This window comes from Parabacteroides chinchillae (genome assembly GCF_900108035.1).
Lineage (GTDB): Bacteria > Bacteroidota > Bacteroidia > Bacteroidales > Tannerellaceae > Parabacteroides > Parabacteroides chinchillae.
Genome location: NZ_FNVS01000014.1, coordinates 1 through 20634 on the forward strand (window position 1 = coordinate 1; position 20634 = coordinate 20634).

General features: G+C 37.9%; 14 protein-coding genes and 2 pseudogenes. 5 read left to right on the plus strand and 11 right to left on the minus strand.

The window, feature by feature from the left end:
- Window positions 1-599: 599 nt before the first annotated feature.
- On the minus strand, window positions 600-1508 hold the full coding sequence (locus C4S38_RS11375; protein WP_103983846.1) for a DMT family transporter: 909 nt from the start codon (window positions 1506-1508) through the stop codon (window positions 600-602).
- A 129-nt stretch (window positions 1509-1637) separates the two neighbouring features.
- On the opposite strand from C4S38_RS11375, the pseudogene C4S38_RS11380 reads away from it, so the two are divergent.
- Window positions 1638-1951: pseudogene (locus C4S38_RS11380) on the plus strand (FAD-dependent oxidoreductase); the annotation flags it as partial.
- Between the two features lie 69 nt (window positions 1952-2020).
- On the opposite strand, the gene C4S38_RS11385 reads toward C4S38_RS11380, so the two are convergent.
- From C4S38_RS11385 to C4S38_RS11395, 3 genes are all read right to left on the minus strand, one after another.
- Window positions 2021-4126: an outer membrane beta-barrel family protein gene (locus C4S38_RS11385; protein ID WP_103983899.1), complete on the minus strand. Its 2106-nt coding sequence runs from the start codon at window positions 4124-4126 to the stop codon at window positions 2021-2023.
- Window positions 4127-4209: 83 nt separating this feature from the next.
- Window positions 4210-4413: a hypothetical protein gene (locus tag C4S38_RS11390; RefSeq protein WP_103983847.1), complete on the minus strand. Its 204-nt coding sequence runs from the start codon at window positions 4411-4413 to the stop codon at window positions 4210-4212.
- 155 nt (window positions 4414-4568) lie between these two features.
- Window positions 4569-6233, minus strand: a complete 1665-nt coding sequence (locus C4S38_RS11395) for an AMP-binding protein (protein WP_103983848.1) — start codon at window positions 6231-6233, stop codon at window positions 4569-4571.
- Window positions 6234-6424: 191 nt separating this feature from the next.
- Here C4S38_RS11395 and mtaB point away from each other — a divergent pair, with 191 nt between their 5' ends.
- Genes mtaB through C4S38_RS11410 form a run of 3 tightly spaced genes read left to right on the plus strand, consistent with a single transcriptional unit; the run spans window position 6425 to window position 9734 of the window.
- The gene (gene mtaB / locus C4S38_RS11400; RefSeq protein ID WP_103983900.1) at window positions 6425-7741 is read left to right on the plus strand and encodes a tRNA (N(6)-L-threonylcarbamoyladenosine(37)-C(2))-methylthiotransferase MtaB; all 1317 of its coding nucleotides are present in this window, start codon (window positions 6425-6427) and stop codon (window positions 7739-7741) included.
- A 20-nt stretch (window positions 7742-7761) separates the two neighbouring features.
- Window positions 7762-8688, plus strand: coding sequence for a lysophospholipid acyltransferase family protein (locus tag C4S38_RS11405; protein WP_103983849.1), 927 nt, complete (start codon window positions 7762-7764; stop codon window positions 8686-8688).
- Window positions 8685-9734 carry a glycosyltransferase family 2 protein gene (locus C4S38_RS11410; RefSeq protein ID WP_103983850.1) on the plus strand — a complete coding sequence of 350 codons (1050 nt, stop codon included), beginning with the start codon at window positions 8685-8687 and terminating at the stop codon, window positions 9732-9734. Before C4S38_RS11405 ends, C4S38_RS11410 begins: the two co-directional genes overlap by 4 nt.
- A gap of 10 nt (window positions 9735-9744) precedes the next feature.
- Here C4S38_RS11410 and C4S38_RS11415 read toward each other — a convergent pair whose 3' ends face one another.
- The 4 genes and pseudogenes from C4S38_RS11415 to folB all read right to left on the minus strand — a co-directional run bounded on the left by C4S38_RS11415 (window position 9745) and on the right by folB (window position 12870).
- Complete coding sequence (locus tag C4S38_RS11415) at window positions 9745-10389, minus strand: MarC family protein (RefSeq protein WP_099463530.1); 645 nt, start codon at window positions 10387-10389, stop codon at window positions 9745-9747.
- A gap of 232 nt (window positions 10390-10621) precedes the next feature.
- A pseudogene (locus C4S38_RS11420) lies at window positions 10622-10821 on the minus strand (PNGase F N-terminal domain-containing protein); the annotation flags it as partial.
- Between the two features lie 55 nt (window positions 10822-10876).
- Window positions 10877-12313 (minus strand): monomeric [FeFe] hydrogenase, encoded by a 1437-nt coding sequence (locus C4S38_RS11425; protein WP_103983851.1) that lies wholly within the window; start codon window positions 12311-12313, stop codon window positions 10877-10879.
- A 197-nt stretch (window positions 12314-12510) separates the two neighbouring features.
- Complete coding sequence (gene folB, locus C4S38_RS11430) at window positions 12511-12870, minus strand: dihydroneopterin aldolase (protein ID WP_103983852.1); 360 nt, start codon at window positions 12868-12870, stop codon at window positions 12511-12513.
- 91 nt (window positions 12871-12961) lie between these two features.
- Between folB and C4S38_RS11435 the strand changes: the two genes are divergently transcribed.
- The gene (locus C4S38_RS11435; protein WP_099464062.1) at window positions 12962-13339 is read left to right on the plus strand and encodes a bactofilin family protein; all 378 of its coding nucleotides are present in this window, start codon (window positions 12962-12964) and stop codon (window positions 13337-13339) included.
- A gap of 83 nt (window positions 13340-13422) precedes the next feature.
- Here the strand turns inward: C4S38_RS11435 and C4S38_RS11440 are convergent, their stop codons facing one another.
- The 3 genes from C4S38_RS11440 to dnaA all read right to left on the minus strand — a co-directional run bounded on the left by C4S38_RS11440 (window position 13423) and on the right by dnaA (window position 20390).
- Window positions 13423-16110: a 4-alpha-glucanotransferase gene (locus tag C4S38_RS11440; RefSeq protein ID WP_103983853.1), complete on the minus strand. Its 2688-nt coding sequence runs from the start codon at window positions 16108-16110 to the stop codon at window positions 13423-13425.
- Window positions 16111-16196: 86 nt separating this feature from the next.
- A complete protein-coding gene (locus tag C4S38_RS11445) occupies window positions 16197-18737 on the minus strand; it encodes an adenosylcobalamin-dependent ribonucleoside-diphosphate reductase (protein ID WP_099463534.1) in 2541 nt (846 codons plus the stop codon).
- Between the two features lie 255 nt (window positions 18738-18992).
- The gene (dnaA, locus tag C4S38_RS11450; RefSeq protein WP_099464063.1) at window positions 18993-20390 is read right to left on the minus strand and encodes a chromosomal replication initiator protein DnaA; all 1398 of its coding nucleotides are present in this window, start codon (window positions 20388-20390) and stop codon (window positions 18993-18995) included.
- Window positions 20391-20634 lie beyond the last annotated feature (244 nt).

Below are 20634 nucleotides of genomic sequence, written 5' to 3' on the forward strand. Positions count from 1 at the left end.
AGTAATTGACGGTATTATTATTCTATAAAACAAACATCTAATGTCTGTATAATACTTGTACTACTTGTTGTATGTAAATCTTTCAAAGAACTCGTTATACACCCGCTTTTTAGCGAACGTGGATGCAAAGATAAAACTTTTTATTTATTAGCTCCAAATGTTTATGGAACTTTTTTGATAAAAATATTGTTCAATATCTATTCACCAATCATTCTCTCTCGAATGCGGATGCAAAAGTAATGCTCTTAAACATATATTCCAAACTTTATTCCAACTATTTTTTTAAACAAAACAAGGCGCACAACCTAATTTGCATAACATCCGCAAGTTACATATTGAAAAAAAATTATCAGATTCGTTATCCCTAAATCTTAACGATTTATTTATATATATAATGTACGAAAAACCCAGCCAGTAATATTCAAGGAACAAATATAGCATACCTCCAATACCGCCAAAGCCAGATCAGGCATCTTAAAGATACCAAATAAGCTTAATACATTCAAAAATCAGAAAATAAATCATCCCGATGATTTAAAAAAAAGATCGGGATGGTTTTATTATTTCATCGGGATGATTTGAATAAACAGCTTATTGCATTAACTCCGTAACAGCCGAAAGCATTTCAATCCTCTTTCTGCGACATAAACTCCACTTAAAATAAATACAGATCCAAATAAACCGACTATCGTAATTATCTCGTCTATCACAATAGCAGATGTTATCAATGTAACCAAAGGTACTATATAAATATAATTCGTCGTACGGACTACTCCTAATTGCTTGACTGCCGTATTCCACATAATATAACAAAGCATAGATGCTACCAAGCCTAAAAACAACAAATTCAAACCAACCACAGGTTTCACTAAAACGTGCCAATCCGTCTGAATAGGTCTAAACAAAAACATCGGAAACAGGGTAATAATTCCATAAAAGAAAACTTTACGCGTAATAAACAACACAGGATACCGGGCTCCCATTCTCTTCAGGATCAAGCCATAGAAAGCCCACATCAGTGCAGCAATCAAGGTCAGAACATCTCCTACAGGATTGATTTTAAGAATAAAACTTCCATTAAAGACCACCAAGGCTACCCCCACAAAGGCGATCAGTGATCCCCATATCAATTTACGATCCAGCTTCTCTCCTTTCGTAAAAAGAAAAGTAAGAAATGCCGTAAGAATGGGAGCTGTACATAATATTAATGAAACATTCGAGGCCAACGTAATCCCCAATGCCGTATTTTCTGATACGAAATATAAAGAACCGCCACACAATCCAGCCATCACAAATAACAATTCATCCTTATAGTTTCTTGCCAAAATTTTACGCGGAGCAACAAACCACATAGCCACATAGGCCAATGCAAAACGATATAACAATATTTCCATTGGTGATAATCCATAAGAAAGCAATATTTTAGTAGAAACGAAAGTGGTTCCCCAAACAATTACCGTAACAATAGCTATCAAATGATAGAACCACATTCCTCTGACCTCTCCCATAATAATTCATTTTTTCGTCGCAAAGATATAACTTAAACATTCCCGGACAGGAGATAAGCCCGGAAATTAAAACAGAAAAAAGAAACTTATTTTCCCCAGTTATTGTTTTATAAATAAAATATCCAGAATATGAGTTTCAACATCCCTCAAACAGATAAAAAACGTATTGTAATTATTGGCGGAGGATTTGGCGGATTGCAACTAGCAAATAAATTAAAAAATACGAATTTCCAGATTGTACTTATCGATAAAAACAACTATCACCAATTTCCTCCTCTATTATATCAGGTAGCGTCATCCGGATTAGAATACAACTCGATCTCTTTTCCTTTCCGGAAAATCTTTTATAACAGAAAAAATTTCTATTTCCGCCTGGCTGAAGTAAATAGTGTTATTGCGGAAAAAATCTGATTATAACCTCTATAGGAGAACTCACATACGACCGGTCTATGCGCTTCATCCTGTTTATAGGCAAACGAAAACAGGATGAATAGCATAAACTATCAGTAAATCTATAAATTATAAGTCAAGGTAAGCCATGCAACCCGGGCATCGCGGTTACGCTTTTGCGTCATCTGCAGATTTTCTGTATCAATAACCATAATCTCTTCCAACGTATCAAAAATATTGTTGATACTTAAGTTTGCACGTAATTTACGATGTATAAAATAATGCGACAACCCTGCATTTACACTATAATGGCTTTTAATTTTACCTTGCGGAGTAAGCTGGTCTGATATAAAAAAGCCATCAACCTGAAATTCCGTATTCCGCGTAATATTTACATTTACATTCCCTTTTATATCCCAACAAGTAAGAGACTTCTTTACATTGTCATACCCTATCATCCGGCCATCTATTTCATCGCGATAAACATCACCGGACAGGCCTACAGATACATTTTTAAACGGGCTCCAATTCATCGAAATATCAAACCCAACAGTCTGGCTGTTACCGGCATTATCTTTCATCCAGATAGTCTCGTCGTTTACCTGAGAGGCAACCTCCATTATACGGTTCGTCCTGTTTCGATAATAAAGAGCCGGTGACAGACGAAAATTTAACACAGTCAACTGATAACCCAGCTCCAGTGTATGAATAAACTCATCCTTCAAATCAGGATTTCCTTGTGATATATGTGTCACATCACTATTATCCAGGAATGAACTTAAATCCGATCCATCAGGACGAATCACACGTTGCTGATAACTAAAAATCAATTGATTGTTCTTTCCCATCTGATAAGAAAAACGAGCGCGCGGATATAAATGAAAATAAGTATTGTCCGTTTTCAGACCTACATTCACAGAATTTGAGGAATTTACCCAAAACGGGCTAAACTGTTCCATAGTTTGTTTATTTACTTCGACATGCAATCCAACCTCAGCTTCAAAATCATTCCACTTTCTCTCCAGAGAGGCATATAGCAGATTTAAGGAACGGTGAAACCGGTAATTATATATTTTCTGATCGTTTGAAACCCAATTACCATTGATTTTATTATTTGCATCCGTATCATAATTTTCCACTTTAGACCGGCCTATATATCCAACGTTGAATATCCAGTTTTCAGAAAACGGAAGGCTATATCCGGCACTCCAGTAATAGTTATGCTTCTTCCGGTTAAAAAACTGATTATCTTCGGCTACTATTTTCCCGCTTTCGGGGTTTTCATTCTTGAAATCATTATCTTCATTATATATAAAGTTATTATAATTGAATACAGTATAAAGATTACTGTTATTAGAAAAGCGATGGTTCCAGTAAGCCTCGACAGCATAAGCTTCCTGTTTTTGATCATTATAACGATTACGTATTACATATTTCAATTGCTCTCCCTGTGGATTGAATACGCGATTATTGATACGTCCGTAACGGCTATAATCCATTAAATAATATAAACCGTGAATAGTGATTTGGTCTTTGGATGAAAGATCATAACCAACTTTTAAATCAGCTAAATGAACATCCGGACGTGCAACTGCATTGTTATTCATTTCCGTACGATTCTTTAAAGTTGCTGTAGATTTACTAAATGTACGTTCGCGATACTCCTTGCGGTAATTATATTTCGCCGTTATATGAAATTTGGCCGGATGGAGATTTAATATGGCTCCGGCATTATATCTTTCATTCCAACCTGCGCCCAATGTCACAATCAAAGGAGAATCGTTCTTTCCAAACATGGCTGATGACAAATTCAGGACTCCCGCATCACCATCAGGTACCAAATTTACAAGAGGAAACTGACCCAGCGATATCTTGTTAAAAAACAGAGCCGGTAATTGAATTAAGACATCACCGCTATATTCTTCCAACATTCCATAAGGTATACCATCTATTAACATTCCCGGTTTATCCGCCCCACGAAAGGTTACTCCTCCTTCCATATCCGTTATTAATGAGGGTATTTGTCGAAATGCTTCAGCAGTAGTGCCCGTCATGCTAGTCAAATTATCCTCAACCTGCAACTTTTTTATTTCTCCACCACTAACACCGGCAAAACGTTTGCCTTGTACGTCAATGTTTTGTATAAACAAGGTTGTATCTATGAGTGTCTGGGAAAACAATTGTTGGCCTAATAAGATCATAGCCGGAAGTAGTAATTCTTTTTTCATATTCTTTATTCCGATAGGTATATAAACAAAAAAAGTCTGTATGCAAAACATACAGACTGTCCTTTCTTAAACTGATACTGAAATTATTCAGCAGGAGCAGCTTCAACAGCAGCAGTAGAATCTGCAGGAGCAACTTCTTCAGCTACAACTGATTCTTCTACAACAGGAGCAGCTTCAACTGTTTCAGTTTCTGCTACAGTTTCTTCTGTAGTTTCTGCAGATTTGTTACCACAAGATGTGAATGATACAGCTGCAATAACAGCAGCAAATGCAACTAACTTTTTCATTTTGTCTTTAATTTAAACGGTCTATAATATCTCTTTGTTGTAAAACGATGCAAATGTATGTATTAATCATATATGTTGTACAACATAAGTCACTTTTTTTCAAAATATTTTAAGCCACACTTATAAACTATTGACAATCAATATTAGCTAATTTATTAATAGTTACTATACAGATATCTTTTAATACTTTTCTTCGGAGTTTTTTCAAATTCCATAGGATAAAGTTGTAGCTCGGATACCGCTTCATAAGGGGCTAGCAGCTTGTTTAACTCTATCCTGTTTTGTTCCATAATAACAGGCAGGTCTTCATGTGAAATACCAGTACTGTCAACCGTATCATAATCAGGATAAACCAAGCCCACCAATTTTCCGTTTTTCTCGATCACAATACTTTCCATTACAAACGGAAGGTTATTCAATTTAGACTCTATCTCTTCCGGATATATATTCTGACCACTGGAACCTAGAATCATCGTTTTGCAACGCCCACGTATATATATACGGTTATCATGGTCGATTGTTCCCAAGTCTCCGGTTTTCAACCAACCGTCTTCGGTAAATATCTGATCTGTTGCCTCCTCGTTTTTATAATATCCTTTCATCACATTTTCACCACGCACCTGTATCTCTCCTACCTTATTATAGGGATCATCTGAGTCAATACGCACTTCCATAATTCCCTTCAGTACCTGCCCACATGAACCCGGCACATACTCGTTATTATGATCATAGCTGATAAGCGGAGCGCATTCGGTCATCCCATAGCCAATCGTAAACGGAAATTTGATTTTATATAAAAATTCCGTTACTTCCTGGTTCATGGCTGCCCCACCAACAATAACTTCCCGGAAACGTCCTCCCATGGCATCCACCAAATGTTTACGAATCTGAGCATAAATCCTTCCATCCAACAAAGGAATACTCAAAGCAACCTTCATTGTTGTTTTACTCAATTGCGGAAGAATCATCTTTTTATAAATCTTTTCCAATATGAGCGGGACTGTCAAAATTAAGTTCGGCTTTACCTCTTCGAAAGCCTTCAGTAAAATTTTAGGTGAGGGAACTTTTCCTAATAGATAAACATGCGCACCTACCGCCATCGGTACCAAAAAGTTAAAGGCACAACTATAAGCGTGTGCCAGTGGAAGAAAACATAATTCGCGATCGCCGCGGAACAATAAATCCAACGTTTTAGCATAAGTTACATTTCCGGCCAGATTGTTTCCTGTTAGCATGACCCCCTTGCTAAAGCCGGTTGTACCGGAAGTATAATTCAGCAACACTACCTTATCATTATCCAGTTCGGCATATTTAATATCTTCCTTTTTAAAACCTTCCGGATATTTTTCAGCCATTTTTTCATCTATACATTTCAGTAACTTCTGAATAGATTCCCCGTCACGCTGATGCAAACAACGGAAATCTGATAATGAAAATACCCCCCGAATCTCTTCTATTTTTTCCTCTTCCAATGTATCCCAAATACGGTCACTTACAAACAGAAATATTGATTCGGAATGATTTATTATATGATGTACGTCATTCGGATTGAAGTCCTGCAAAATAGGAACAATAATAGCTCCATACGTAACAGCTGCCATATAGACTATACACCAGCGTGCACTATCTTTACCTATCAAAGCAATTTTATCACCACGGCGTACCTGGCAATTTTCAAACAGAAGATGTATTTTAGCTATTTCCGTAGCCACATCACCAAACGTAAAACTAGTTCCTTTACCATAATCGGTTAATGCCGGCAACGCCCAGTTCTCTCTAAAACTCTCTTCGTAAATCTTGATGAAATTTTTTTTTATCATAGCACACACTCGTGAATTTTGCGCAAAAATAAAGACAATCAAAGAAATACACAAATGAAAAAGAAAATATCTGATAGACTATGAAACACAAGAAAATGACAAAAACCGGTCATCATCCCGATAGAACGATAGCATGCAAAGCGCCTGTTTTCCTAATATTTTCATTATATTTGCCGAATAATTCCACAAGGATGATAGACAAAAGTGTTTTCGAAAATAAAATAGCAGCTTATTACACTTTAGGATGTAAACTTAATTTTGCAGAAACCTCTACGATCGGCAAAATGCTGGCTGAACAAGGAGTACGAAAAGTACGCTCAGGAGAGAAAGCTGACATTTGTGTTGTTAATACTTGCTCCGTAACCGAATTGGCAGATAAAAAATGCCGTCAGGCTATCCGTAAGATCAGTAAACAACATCCCGGAGCTTTCATTGTCGTAACAGGATGTTATGCCCAGCTAAAGCCGGAAGAGGTAGCACATATTGAAGGAGTAGACCTTGTTCTAGGTGCAGAACAAAAACTGGACATCCTCCAGTATTTAGATAACCTGAAGAAGAAAGAAGAAGGAGCCATTATCGCTTCCCAATCCAAATACATACGAGTATTTTCTCCATCTTGCTCCGCAGATGACCGTACCCGTCATTTTCTGAAAGTTCAGGACGGATGCGACTACTATTGTTCTTACTGCACAATACCGTTTGCACGGGGACGAAGCCGTAACGGAACTATTGAAAGCATGGTTGCACAAGCTAAAGAGGTTGCGCAAAAAGGAGGAAAGGAAATTGTACTTACCGGTGTAAATATCGGAGATTTCGGAAAAAGTACAGGAGAAACATTTATCGACCTAATTAAGGCTTTAGATGATATAGATGGTATTGCCAGATACCGGATTTCTTCAATCGAGCCTAATCTGATCACAGACGAGGCTATCGAATTTGTAGCTTCCAGTAAACGTTTCGCCCCACATTTTCATATACCTTTGCAAAGTGGCAGCGATAATGTTTTACAGTTAATGCGGCGGCGATACGACACAGCGCTTTTCCGTCATAAAATAGAAAAGATAAAAGAAATTATGCCGCATGCATTCATTGGTGTAGACGTAATTGTTGGAACCAGAGGAGAAACTGACGAGTATTTTGAAGAAGCCCGTATGTTCATAGAAAATCTGGATATATCTCAGTTGCATGTATTCAGCTACTCGGAACGACCAGGTACACAAGCTCTCAAAATAGACTATGTAGTAGATCCGAAAACCAAGCATGCGCGTAGCCAAAAGCTTCTGGATATATCAGAAAACAAACTCCACTCCTTTTATGAAAAACATATAGGAAAAGAAGCTAATGTTTTATTCGAACATACCCGAAAAGGAGGTATGATGTACGGATTTACAGAAAACTACATTAAAATAGAGATACCATACAACATATCTCTAGTAAACAAAACAAACCAAGTCATACTGGGCAATTGGAATAAAGAAAAGACAGCTCTGACTTGTCGGTTAATATAAGCAACAAACAACAAATAGTTATGTTAACTAAACTACTATACACTATTATATACATACTGGTAAAGCTATTGGCCATTTTTCCGATGTGCTTGCTTTATCTATTATCAGACATCCTGTATTTACTTATTTACAAAGTTATAAAATACAGGCTCAAAATCGTACGAGGAAACATGAAAGCCTCTTTTCCTGAAAAATCTGAAGAAGAACTCCTTCAACTGGAAAAGAAATTCTACCACCACTTCGCAGATTACATCGTGGAAACTATCAAACTTGCAGATATTCCTCTGGAAGAATTACAACGTCGCGCATATATTAAAAATCCGGAACTAATCGACCAGTTAATGAAAGAAGGATTCACATGTGTCATTATGCTTATGGGACATTACGGAAACTGGGAATGGTTTTCAGGATCAACCTCCCGCTTCGACAGTGTATCTCTTTATCAAATATACCGCCCGTTGAATAATGTTGCGGTAGACCGGTTATTTATTAAATTACGTACGCGTTTCGGTTCTTTCGGCATAAAAAAGAGAGATGCCGTACGCGACATTATTAAATTGAAACAAGATATGACCCGCAGTCTGGTCATTTTCATTGCAGACCAAACTCCTAGCGAAGCAAATCTTCATTATTGGACAAACTTCCTGAACCAGGATACTCCTATGCTAACCGGTCCCGAACGAATTGCGCAAAAATTGAATCTTCCTGTTGTGTTCTTAGATGTGGAACAGGTAAAACGAGGCTACTACACAGTAAATTTCACACTTCTGACAAAAATACCCAAAAAGACTCCCGAATTCTGGATTACCGAAGAATATGCCCGCCTAATGGAAAAATCAATCTTAAGAAATCCGGCTTATTGGTTATGGACACATAAACGTTGGAAATACAAACGACATACAGAGCAACAAATAAACGAGAATGGCAAACAAGCAACAGAACAATGAAAAATAATTCGCACGTTAAAAAAGTTTCTGTCGTAATACTGAATTGGAATGGAGCAAAGTTAATGGAAAAATTCCTGCCATCCGTTATCACCCATACTCCACCGGAAATAGCAGAAATAGTAGTTGCCGACAACGGATCCACCGATAATTCGTTAGAAATGCTGGCAGACCGGTTTCCATCAGTCAGAGTTATCCCTTTTACTACAAATTACGGATTTGCAGAAGGTTACAACCAGGCTCTCAGATATATTGACAGCGAATATGCCGTGCTACTGAACAGTGATGTAGAAGTAACCCCCAATTGGCTGGATGCACCTGTTTCCACCCTCGATTCCGACAATAATATAGCTTGTGTACAGCCAAAGATCAGAGCTCAACTTAATAAAGAATATTTTGAATATGCCGGTGCTGCCGGAGGCTATCTAGATATATACGGTTATCCATTTTGCAGAGGACGCATGCTACACTTGGTAGAAAAGGATTCCGGGCAATATGATACACCGGCCGATATACTTTGGGCTACCGGAGCATGCTTATTTATAAGAACCAGCATATACAAAGAAGAAGGCGGGTTGGATGCAAAATTCTTTGCTCATCAAGAAGAGGTCGATATGTGCTGGAGACTCCGTTGCCGTGGCTATCGTCTTGTATGTAATCCCCAATCTGTTGTATACCATGTAGGAGGAGCTACTCTCAGTGTGGAAAGTCCCAGAAAAACATTTCTCAATTTCCGTAACAACTTACTGATGTTATATAAAAATCTGCCGGAAAATAAATTAAGACACGTTATGCGTATCCGTTTCTGGTTAGATTACATTGCAGCAACCAAGTTCCTGTTAAGCGGATATCCGAAAAATGCACATGCAGTGTACAAAGCACGAAAAGAATTTTATCAGTTAAAAGCATCCTACTTGCCTGTTCGCAATGAGAACCTGGCTAAAACGACATTGAAGGAAATTCCGGAACTGATGCGTAAAAGCCTGATCGTGCAATTCTACCTAAAAGGTAAAAAGGCCTATAGTGACTTAAAGCTATATCAGCGTTAAAAAAGCACTTTTAGGCAAACGACTCTTTCATTATATCTACAAGGATAGGACGAATGCCGCTAACGAAACATTCTACTGCAATAACCATCAGTATAAGTCCCATAAGACGCATCATCACGTTATTGCCTGTTTCCCCTATCATCTTCACTAAACGGGTAGAAGCTCTAAGAATAAGAAAAGTTATAAAATACACCAGAGCTATAACGCCTATTAATATACCCTTCAACATATATGTATTGGCATCATCCATCAGCATAATTCCGTTTGCTATAGCTCCCGGGCCACAAAGCATCGGAATAGCCAAAGGAGTAATGGAAATATCATTTGCATACGTCCTGACTTCCTCTTCCTTCAACTTGGCATTGGAATAACGTGCCTGCAGCATATCATAGCCGATTTTAAAAATAATAAACCCTCCGGCTATACGAAAACCATTTGTAGAGATACCGAAGAACTTAAAAAGAAACTGGCCGGAAAAAGTAAATACCAGCAAAGTAATAAAAGAAACGATAGTTGCCCTTCTCACAATGTCCTGGCGTTCCTGATTATTCATGCCATGCGTCATTGTCAGAAAAACAGGCATAGTGCCCAATGGATTCGTCAATGTAAAAAAGGAAGTAAAGCACAATAAAGCAAAAGGCAACAAAGTTTCCATAATAAATTACATTTCAATAATGTTAATAAACAAAGCATCAATGACGCAATATACAAACGCCTTACAAACATACATATTTATCGGTACATATATTGCGTCATTAATTATATAATCGGATTATTCGCCCCAAACAAGATAAGCAGATACCAACCAATGGTGAAGCCAAACGTTTTTTTAACCCAACACCTGTTGCCGGATTAAAACGCCTAAAAGAAGCACAGTCCTCCATGACCGGTAACAATATACATGAACCGGACTTATCCCAGCGATCACCATTAGAAGCAACCGTAACACGGAGAGTAATATCTACATTCCGTTTATAATCGGGCAATAAAATCTTTTTCAAAATAATACGTCCGTTAACCAGATGGTAGACACCATCGCACCCGGAGCGTTATAAGCACCCGGATACTTGTTCGGATCAAAACAAACAGAAGCCCCGTTAAAGAAATAGCAAAGGCAATTTTCTTAATTATCATTATTATGTTTAGAATTTAGTAAGCTCTTTTATTAATTGCTTTTGGCCTATACTTTTATCGGCATGCGTACAAGGCCCTGTTACACAACCACCTTCACAAGCCATTACCTCTATGAATTGTGCCGGAGCTTTACCCGTTTTAGCATAAGCACGCAAAAGGGCGACGTTTTTCTTATTCAGATCCGAAACTTGTACGGCGTTTACATTTCCGCCTTGCAAATATACTTTGACAGCGTTAATAACTCCGCCACTCTGGGCAAACCCATGTGCCTCGCGAACCGAATTGTATAAAACGGAAAAAGGCTTAGCCTCCTCTATCTTAATATCCAGCCCTGTCAGTACAGAACCGACTTCTTCGAAGGTCATTATAAAATCCACACACGCGTCCATCTTGACCTCTTTACGTTTAGCTACACAAGGACCGATAAAAACAATCTTTGCGTTCGGATATTTCTTTTTCACAAGACGCGCCGTATAATACATAGGCGAACCTGTAGAAGAAATATATTTCTTCAAATCGGGGATATGTTTTTCAGCCAACTGGACATATGAAGGACAACAACTGGTGGTCATAAAAGGTTGCCCTTCTTTTAACTTCTCAACCAATTCTTCCGCCTCATGGCGGGTTGTCTCCATGGCCCCTTGCGCAACTTCTACAACTTCGGCAAAACCTAATGCCTTAATTGCACCATATACGTTTTCTATAGGAGCACTAAACTGAGCAAGAATAGAGGGTGCTACTATAGCAATCATTTCTTCTTTGTTCCGCAAGCGTTGTAATATATCGAATACCTGGGATATCTCAAATATAGCACCAAACGGGCACGCATTCACACATTTCCCACAATAGATACATTTGGTTTCATCTATATGCTCCACTCCATATTCGTCTTTGTTTATGGCCTTCACCGGACAAACTTCTTCGCATGGAATAGGAATGTAAACAATGGCATGATAAGGACAACTTTGATGACATTTGCCACAACTTATACAAGTATCATGATCAATCTCGGCCTGCCCGTTTTTCTTAAAACGAATTGCATCTTTAGGGCAATTCATATAACAACTACGGGCCACACATCCACGGCAAAGATTCGTTATCTCGTAATTAACAGAGACACAGGAGGAGCATGCTTCGTCTACCACACACATGATATTTTCTTTCAGGTTCTCCGAACGTAGTAAAGCCCGCTTCGCATACTCGGAAAGAGGAGTCAGTTCGTCCACTTCATCCTTCATGTCAAAGCCAAGGAGAGGAAGCGTCTTGTATTTCCAAACCGCCCGCTCTTTATGTACACAGCAACGCCCCATAATCTTTGACTTACGGGGAGATAATTCAATAGGTAAACGATCTATTTCGTCCAATAGACGGTTTTCTTTCCAGAGCTTCACTAACTTCGCCAATAACCCGTGGCGAACAATCATTACATTGTTGGTAAATGCCATAATCTATATCATTTGTGCTTTTGAAATGCAAAGATAATGTTAACCGTCCAGACTTACCTAAATTCTGTCGAACAAAAAACAAACTCATAGTTATGGCTTTTCAAAATCATTACTATGAACCCGGAAAATCATAACTATGAGTCCATTCAGAATCCGGCACGTAACATTATATTGGAAAAGTAAAGCAGATTACGCAATCAGAAAGTTTCTTTCAGAATGATAGATGCACTATGCAAGTTTCCGCCGAACGGAGGATTTAATTTCGACAACTTTAATCTAATTTCCTGCAATTGAGGAAATTTCACTTTCAAGGCATTCATTATACGCCCCGCCACATGCTCTAATAACTTTGAAGGAATATCCATTTCCTGCTTAACAGCTCCAAATATCTCTGCATAATTAATTGTATCATGCAAATCGTCGCTTATAACAGCTTTCTCCAAAGGAGCCGTCAAAATCAGGTTCACAACGAATGTATTACCTACCTTTGTTTCCTGGGGGGAAACACCATGATAGGCATAAAATTTCATATCTTTCAGCTCTATTTGAGATACCATATTATATCAATTTATATGTAAATGTATATAAAATAGAGCCTATCTGCAAAAAAAATAGTTTATATTTGCGTGAAGCAATAAAGTACATATGATGGGAATTAAACAAAAAGAGGAAAGTTCCGGTAGCGGCTTACACAACACTCTGGCTGCAGGAACGACCGTAAAAGGCAATATTATAACAGAAACAGACTTCCGGCTTGACGGAAAAGTGGAAGGAGATGTTAATTGTAGTGGAAAAATAGTGGTAGGTCCAAAAGGAAGCGTAACCGGAAATATTAATTCCGTCAATGCGGAAATACTTGGTGAAGTAGAAGGCTCAATAAAAGTTAATGCCAAATTGATACTAAAAGGGTCTGCCATTATAAAAGGAGACATTTATGCTCAGGTATTAGAAATTGAACCAAATGCCAGATTCAACGGGGCTTGTTCCATGTCCGGAGAAAACAAAGAAAATATATCAAAGAAGTAATAACAATAAAAGGATATGCTAAAATTAGAATAGCATATCCTTTTATTGTTATTATCCTCAAAAATCCTACCTTCGAAAACTTATCATTTCCTACCGGAGTTTCTTATCAAAGAAATTATTTTCTGATTTAGTCCGTCCGCCTGCATAAGTTTTTCTAAAGAAATATGCATACGATAACGCCAATAATGGAATGGATTTGCAGGTATATTTATCCGCTCAGCCTCATAATCCGGACGTTTGACTGCGTCATCCATTGCAAACCAATCTTGCAACGGGATAATAGCCAACATAGAACGTGTCCCTAAATGGTTTGCCACAATTTGAGACGCTAACTCAGAAGTCAGTTCTTCAGGAGCATTCCCTTCGCGCAACAATACATTATTATAATAGCGCTGTGTCTTTTTCCGATCTTCTTTCCACCAACTACGAAGCGGCGACATATCATGAGTTGAAGTAGTGCATACCGAGTGATACGGAAGATTATACATATCCGTAAATTCTCTTTGTGGAGACTTTGGCATACGTTCTATCTCCAGACTTAATATTTGCAATTTATTCATCACGTCGGGAACAGATTCAGGAATCATTCCCAGATCCTCACCACAAACGAGCATTTCAGTACTATTCACTAGTGGGGTAAGACGTTTAAATGCCTGGGCTTTCCAAAAATCATTATGGCGATGATAATAGAAGTTCCAATATAGTTGGTCGAAAGCATACCGGTCTTCTACACTCAACTCTTTGTAAATATAAGATTGGCCAGCAGATATGCGGGGATGAAATTTACCTTTCTCACGAGGATCTTCTAGAAACAACACTTCATTAGCTATAGCAAACAGACCGTTTTTTATACACAATGACACTTCGTCATTCTTTCCGTCAAATAATTGCTCTATTTTTCTCTGAGTATTACAGAAAGGTTTCAATACAAAATGATGAGATGATGACTGAGCTAAGTATGTGCTTTTCATCTCTTCAGCCAACTGTCCGAATAATTCCGGCAAAAACTCTTCATTGATATGCGGTGTAGTAAAACGAGCTTCATTAAAATGAAGTCCGAACTGTTCTATTTCTATTTTAGTAAAAGGCAAAGCCGGATTAAAATGTCCACACAATCCTTGCACATAGCTTAGAGGAATTTCCCAAATTCGGAAAAAACCTAATATATGATCTATGCGGAAACAGTCAAAATAATCGCTCAACTTATGAAAGCGTTTCTTCCACCAAGAGAAATTATCTTTTTCCATTATATCCCAATTATAAGTTGGGAACGACCAGTTTTGTCCATTGGCGGAAAAATCGTCAGGAGGTGCACCAGCCTGGCCATTCATGTTAAAATACTTAGGCTCCGTCCAAGCCTCTACGCTCGTACGATTCACACCTATAGGCAAATCCCCCTTCAACACAATACCATTCTTCCGGGCATAATCGGATACAGCTTTAAATTGAGCATCCAATATATACTGTAAGAAATAAGTAAACGATATTTCGGAATACGCGTCACTGTTTTTAGCACATAAGTGCTTTATAACAGATTCGTTATAAGTTGCATTTGTCCCCCATTTTGTAAAATCGGATGTATTATATAAATCACGAAAATAGCAATAGGCGGCATAAGGCATCAGCCACGATTCATTCCGAAATACAAATTCTTTAAACTCAATATTTTTAAGAATATTCTCCCGTTCCTGTTCAAAATAAGCACGGCAAAACTCCACTTTATACTTTACGGCATTCTCATAGTCCACAGAGTCTTTCGCATTCAACTCTTTCTGTTTATCTGCAAAAAAAGCGGCTTTTGCCGTATCATTCAATTTTCCCAACCAAGGTAAACTGATATACATAGGATGTAAAGCATATATGGAAATCGCACTATATGGATAAGAATCTGCCCACGTATGCGACATGGTTGTGTCATTCATTGGTAATACCTGAATAATACGCTGATGCGTCTTCTTCACCCATTCTACCAACTTACGCAAATCCCCTAAATCTCCAACACCGAAACTACTGTCCGAGCGTAAAGAAAATACAGGAATAACAGAGCCTGCACAACGCCAGAATTCCTGATTGTCACGAAAATATAATCCTGAAACAGTTACAGTTTCTCCTTTCTCTTGTTCCGGAAGGTTTAATTGTCTATTTTCATCTGTTTCCCAGTATAAAGGCTGGTGTTTATCATTATCCCAAACCAAAAACTTATATTCCAATGGATATCTTATTTCATTTGCATCCAAATCAATATGCCATTCGGGAAAAGTATCACAACCTAGGATCAACGCTTTATCAGGATGCCAATTACCCAAACACGCCTGATTCCCGGTAATCGCAATACTCTGGTTCTTCTCAACCCCAGGTGCAGAAATTTTAATTACCAATTTCCGTCCACTTCTAACGGCTCTCTCGTATTTATCACAAGGATGGGCAAACAAGCTTTTTGTGAAAGCCGAAGAGTAAAATGCCAGATCATCCGGACGGACCTGCCAATAATCATAAAGCGTATATTTATCTGTATAACCGTCAAAAATAAGTTGATGGTTTTTCTCCCATTCTTCAAATATTTGCCGGTCGTTTACACTTAAGATATATCGGTATTCTATCATTTGCAGGTCTGAAGAAAGCTCCAGTTCAAGCTGCCAGTTTCCTTCCCCCGTATAATTCATTTCTTTAGCCAATGCCGGCTCCCAAGAGCCTAACTCCGGAATTGAGCCTACCACACATAACTTCTGTCCCCAAACGGTATGGAAGTTAATATTAAAGGTGATTTTCATGGTAAATCTAAATTTAGTTTGGACACGAAGATATAAAAAATGCGGAGATTACCTCTCCGCATTTCCAATATATTTAAACATGCTGCTTATCCGCATTTGGATGCACCGCAATTGGTACAAATCAGACAGCCTTCCTGATAGATCAATGTTTCTAATCCACAATTAGGACATGTCTGCCCCTTTGCTTCAGTTCCATTCGGAAGATACTTCTTCAATGCACGCTCAACACCATTTTTCCAGGTATTAATAGATTCATTGTTAAGTTCCATCCCTTGTACCAATTTAATAACCTGATCTATAGGCATACCATAACGCAATACGCCGGAAATCAGTTTTGCATAGTTCCAATATTCAGGATCAAACTTACCATCCAATCCTTCAATTGTCATTTTATATCCACGTTTATTCTTGAACTGGAAGTCATAATGTTTATCACCGTCTTCATCATAGCTTTTTATAATGGTACCCTTCGATACATTTTTAGGCAACATAATACCTTCATCATCATCAGCAAGACCGGTAAAGATTTCATAAGGACGTCCATTCAGCAACCCCACAAATGCGATCCATTTTTCTCTATTATTCTGGAATTTCACGACATCTGCTTCCAACTCCCGGGGACGGGTAGACACAATAACCGGAGGTTGCATACAATTACAATCATCCTTCTTCTTTTTACTGTCCGTCGCCAACAAAACACCAGAACGGGAACCGTCCCTATAAACCGTACATCCTTTACAGCCACACTTCCAAGCCTCAACATACAAACTATTAACAAGATCTTCAGACACATCAGCCGGCAGGTTAATCGTTACACTAATAGAATGATCTACCCACTTCTGAATACGTCCCTGCATACGAACTTTCTGCAACCAATCCACATCATTGGAAGTAGCCTTGTAATAAGGAGATTTAGCCACCAGCTCATCCACTTCTTCCTGTGTATATTTTTTCGTTACGGAATAACCATTTGCCTGCATCCAGGTAACAAATTTATGATGGAATACAATATACTCTTCAAAAGCATCCCCCGTTTCATCAACAAAATCGACGCGTGCGTCTGTATCGTTCGGATTCACTTTACGGCGACGTTTATATACCGGTAAGAATACAGGTTCTATACCAGAAGTTGTTTGTGTCATTAAACTAGTTGTTCCGGTTGGAGCAATCGTTAAACATGCTATATTTCTACGGCCGTATTTAACCATATCCTCATACAGTGAGGGATCAGCTTCGCGCAAACGATTGATAAACGGATTCTTTTCTTCACGTTTTGCATCATATATTTCAAATGCGCCACGTTCTTTTGCGAGCATTACAGAAGAACGGTAAGCAGCCAATGCCAACATTTTCTGGATATTCTCAGCACATTCGGTAGCTTCTTCAGTTCCATAACGCAATCCAAGAGCAGCTATCATATCTCCTTCTGCTGTAATACCGACACCTGTACGACGTCCCATCAAAGTTTTTCTTTGGATCTTTTCCCACAGATGACGTTCCGATTGTTTTACCTCCAATAATTCCGGATCAGAATCTATCTTTTCTAATATTTTTTCGATCTTTTCCGATTCCAAATCGATAATATCATCCATAATCCGTTGTGCCAATCCTACATGCTTATTAAACAAATCATAATCAAAATAAGCATCTTTAGTAAACGGATTCACAACATATGAGTACAAATTAATAGCCAGCAATCGGCAGCTGTCATAAGGACACAAAGGTATTTCACCACAAGGATTGGTTGAAACAGTGCGGAACCCGAGATCAGCATACGAATCAGGAACAGATTCTTTTAAAATAGTATCCCAAAACAAAACACCCGGTTCTGCAGATTTCCATGCATTATGTATAATTTTCTGCCATAAAGCAGAAGCATCTATCTCCTTAACTGTAACAGGGTTTGGAGAATCGACCGGATATTGCTGTTTGTAAACAGAACCGTTTACGACAGCATTCATAAAATCATCATCGATTTTTACAGAAACATTTGCACCTGTCACCTTCCCCTCTACCATTTTTGCATCTATGAAAGATTCCGAGTCCGGATGCTTAATTGAAACACTCAGCATCAATGCGCCACGACGTCCATCCTGGGCAACTTCACGCGTAGAATTGGAATATCGTTCCATAAACGGAACAAGGCCGGTAGATGTTAAAGCCGAGTTTTTCACAGGAGAACCTTTTGGGCGAACATGAGATAAATCATGCCCTACACCTCCACGGCGTTTCATTAACTGTACTTGTTCTTCATCAATGCGGATAATTGCCCCATAAGAATCCGCCTGACCATCCAGTCCAATCACGAAACAATTAGAGAGAGAAGCTATTTGATAGTCATTTCCAATTCCTGTCATCGGGCTCCCTTGCGGAACAATATAACGAAAATGGTCAAAAAGATCGAATAGTTCCTTTTCAGACAATGGATTCGGATATTTTTTTTCCACACGGGCAATTTCCCGTGCTAAACGATGATGCATGTCTACCGGAGACTGCTCATAAATATTACCAAAAGCATCCTTTAAGGCATACTTGTTCACCCATACTTTAGCGGCCAACTCATCACCGGTAAAATAGGCTAGCGAAGCTTTAAATGCTTCATCAAATGTATAAATTTTCTGATCCACGGTGTTTTAATTATTAAAGATTGCAAGTTTATAAATACTTTAGCTACTATCCAAATTATTATATATTAAAAAACAAATATGTTGAAAAGTTTTCCAAAACCACAAAAATATACACATAAAATCAACATGTTATATTTTCATATGCATCCAAAAGTTTTCCCAAAAAGAAAACTCAAAATATTTCATGTTTTCCCAAAAGAAAAAAAAGGACACTTCCTTTCGGAAGTATCCTTTCCACCATATATAAAATTCTTATTAATTTTTCAAGAGCACCTCAATCTCCTCTACCGATGAACAAAAAGACTTATTTGTCTCTATTTGGTCTTTAATTGTTTTGCAAGCATGCAATACAGTCGCATGGTCTTTTTTACCCACTATTTTACCAATATGAGAGAAAGAGCAATCGGTATATTTCTTAGCCAGATACATTGTAATTTGTCTGGCCTGTACAATTTCACGTTTTCTGGAATTAGTTTGGATTGTTGACTGATCCAAATTAAAATATTTACAAACAATTTCCTGAATAGATTGCACGGACATTTGTTTCTTTTCCAAACGAACCGCCTGACTTACCACTCGCTTCGTCAACGACAAATCTATTTCTTTATTATTAATAACAGCATTCGCCATTAATGAAACAAGAATTCCTTCAAGATCACGAACATTCTCCGTAACATTATTTGCTATGAAATTAAATACTTCATCAGGAATAACAATACCGTCGTGATTAATTTTATTCTTCAATATCTTCTTGCGTAAATCAAGATCCGGGCGGAACAGTTCTGCAGTCAATCCCCATTTCAAACGCGTAATCAAACGCTCTTCCATTCCCTGCAAATCAACAGGAGCTTTATCCGAAGTCAGGATTAATTGTTTACCCAATTGGTGTAAATGGTTAAATATATGGAAGAATGTATTTTGCGTTTTATCCATCCCTATCAATTCCTGTATATCATCCAACAAAAGGACATCTATATTCTGATAGAAATTCAAAAAGTCATTTGTCGTGTTTTTACGAATAGCATCTGTAAACTGGACACGGAAAAGATGTGAAGATACATAAAGCACTTTCTTTTCTGGATGCAATTCACGTATACGGGCTCCTATAGCATGACATAAATGGGTTTTGCCTACACCGGAAGGACCAAAAATAAACAATGGATTATAAGTGGTTTTACCAGGATTCTGGGCAATAGCTTCACCTGCAGCACGCACCAAACGATTACTGGTTCCTTCAAAATAATTATCAAAGCTATATTTAGGATTTAATTGTGAATCCAAATCCTGAGGTGCAGCCTGAATAAATGGATTCGGAGCCTTATTTGCATCTTTGGGAGTTATCTTTTTTACGGCAATCGATCCGTTTTCGGCAGGATAATCAACCGTACCTCCAGTCGTCTTATCCACCATAATACGGTAGTTAAGAATTGTTCCTTGTCCAAAAACACGATACAACGTTACTTTCAGAACATTCACATATTTTTCTTCCAAATATTCATAGAAGAACTGACTAGGAACCTGAATAGTAAACTTGTTATCCTCATACGATAAAGGAACAATAGGCATAAACCATGTGTTAAAAGCGGCCTCAGGCACAATATCTCTAATAACTGTGAGGCATTTATTCCACAATGTTTGATAATCAGTCTGCATTTTTATTTTATCTCCCAACTATAACTTTTATTCTTTATGACTACAAAGTTTAGAAATTAATTCTGAAAAAAAAAGTATTAATTTACTTGCTTATTTTGATTGTTTAATATTACATTTAATCTCAGGCAGTTAGTAATATCTGTCTGACAATTAGGTCATTAAAGCCATACCCTTTTCAAAAAGCCTTTATTCTAGCATGTTTACCGAATAATCAGAACACCTCCGATTTCGATAAAAAAAAGAC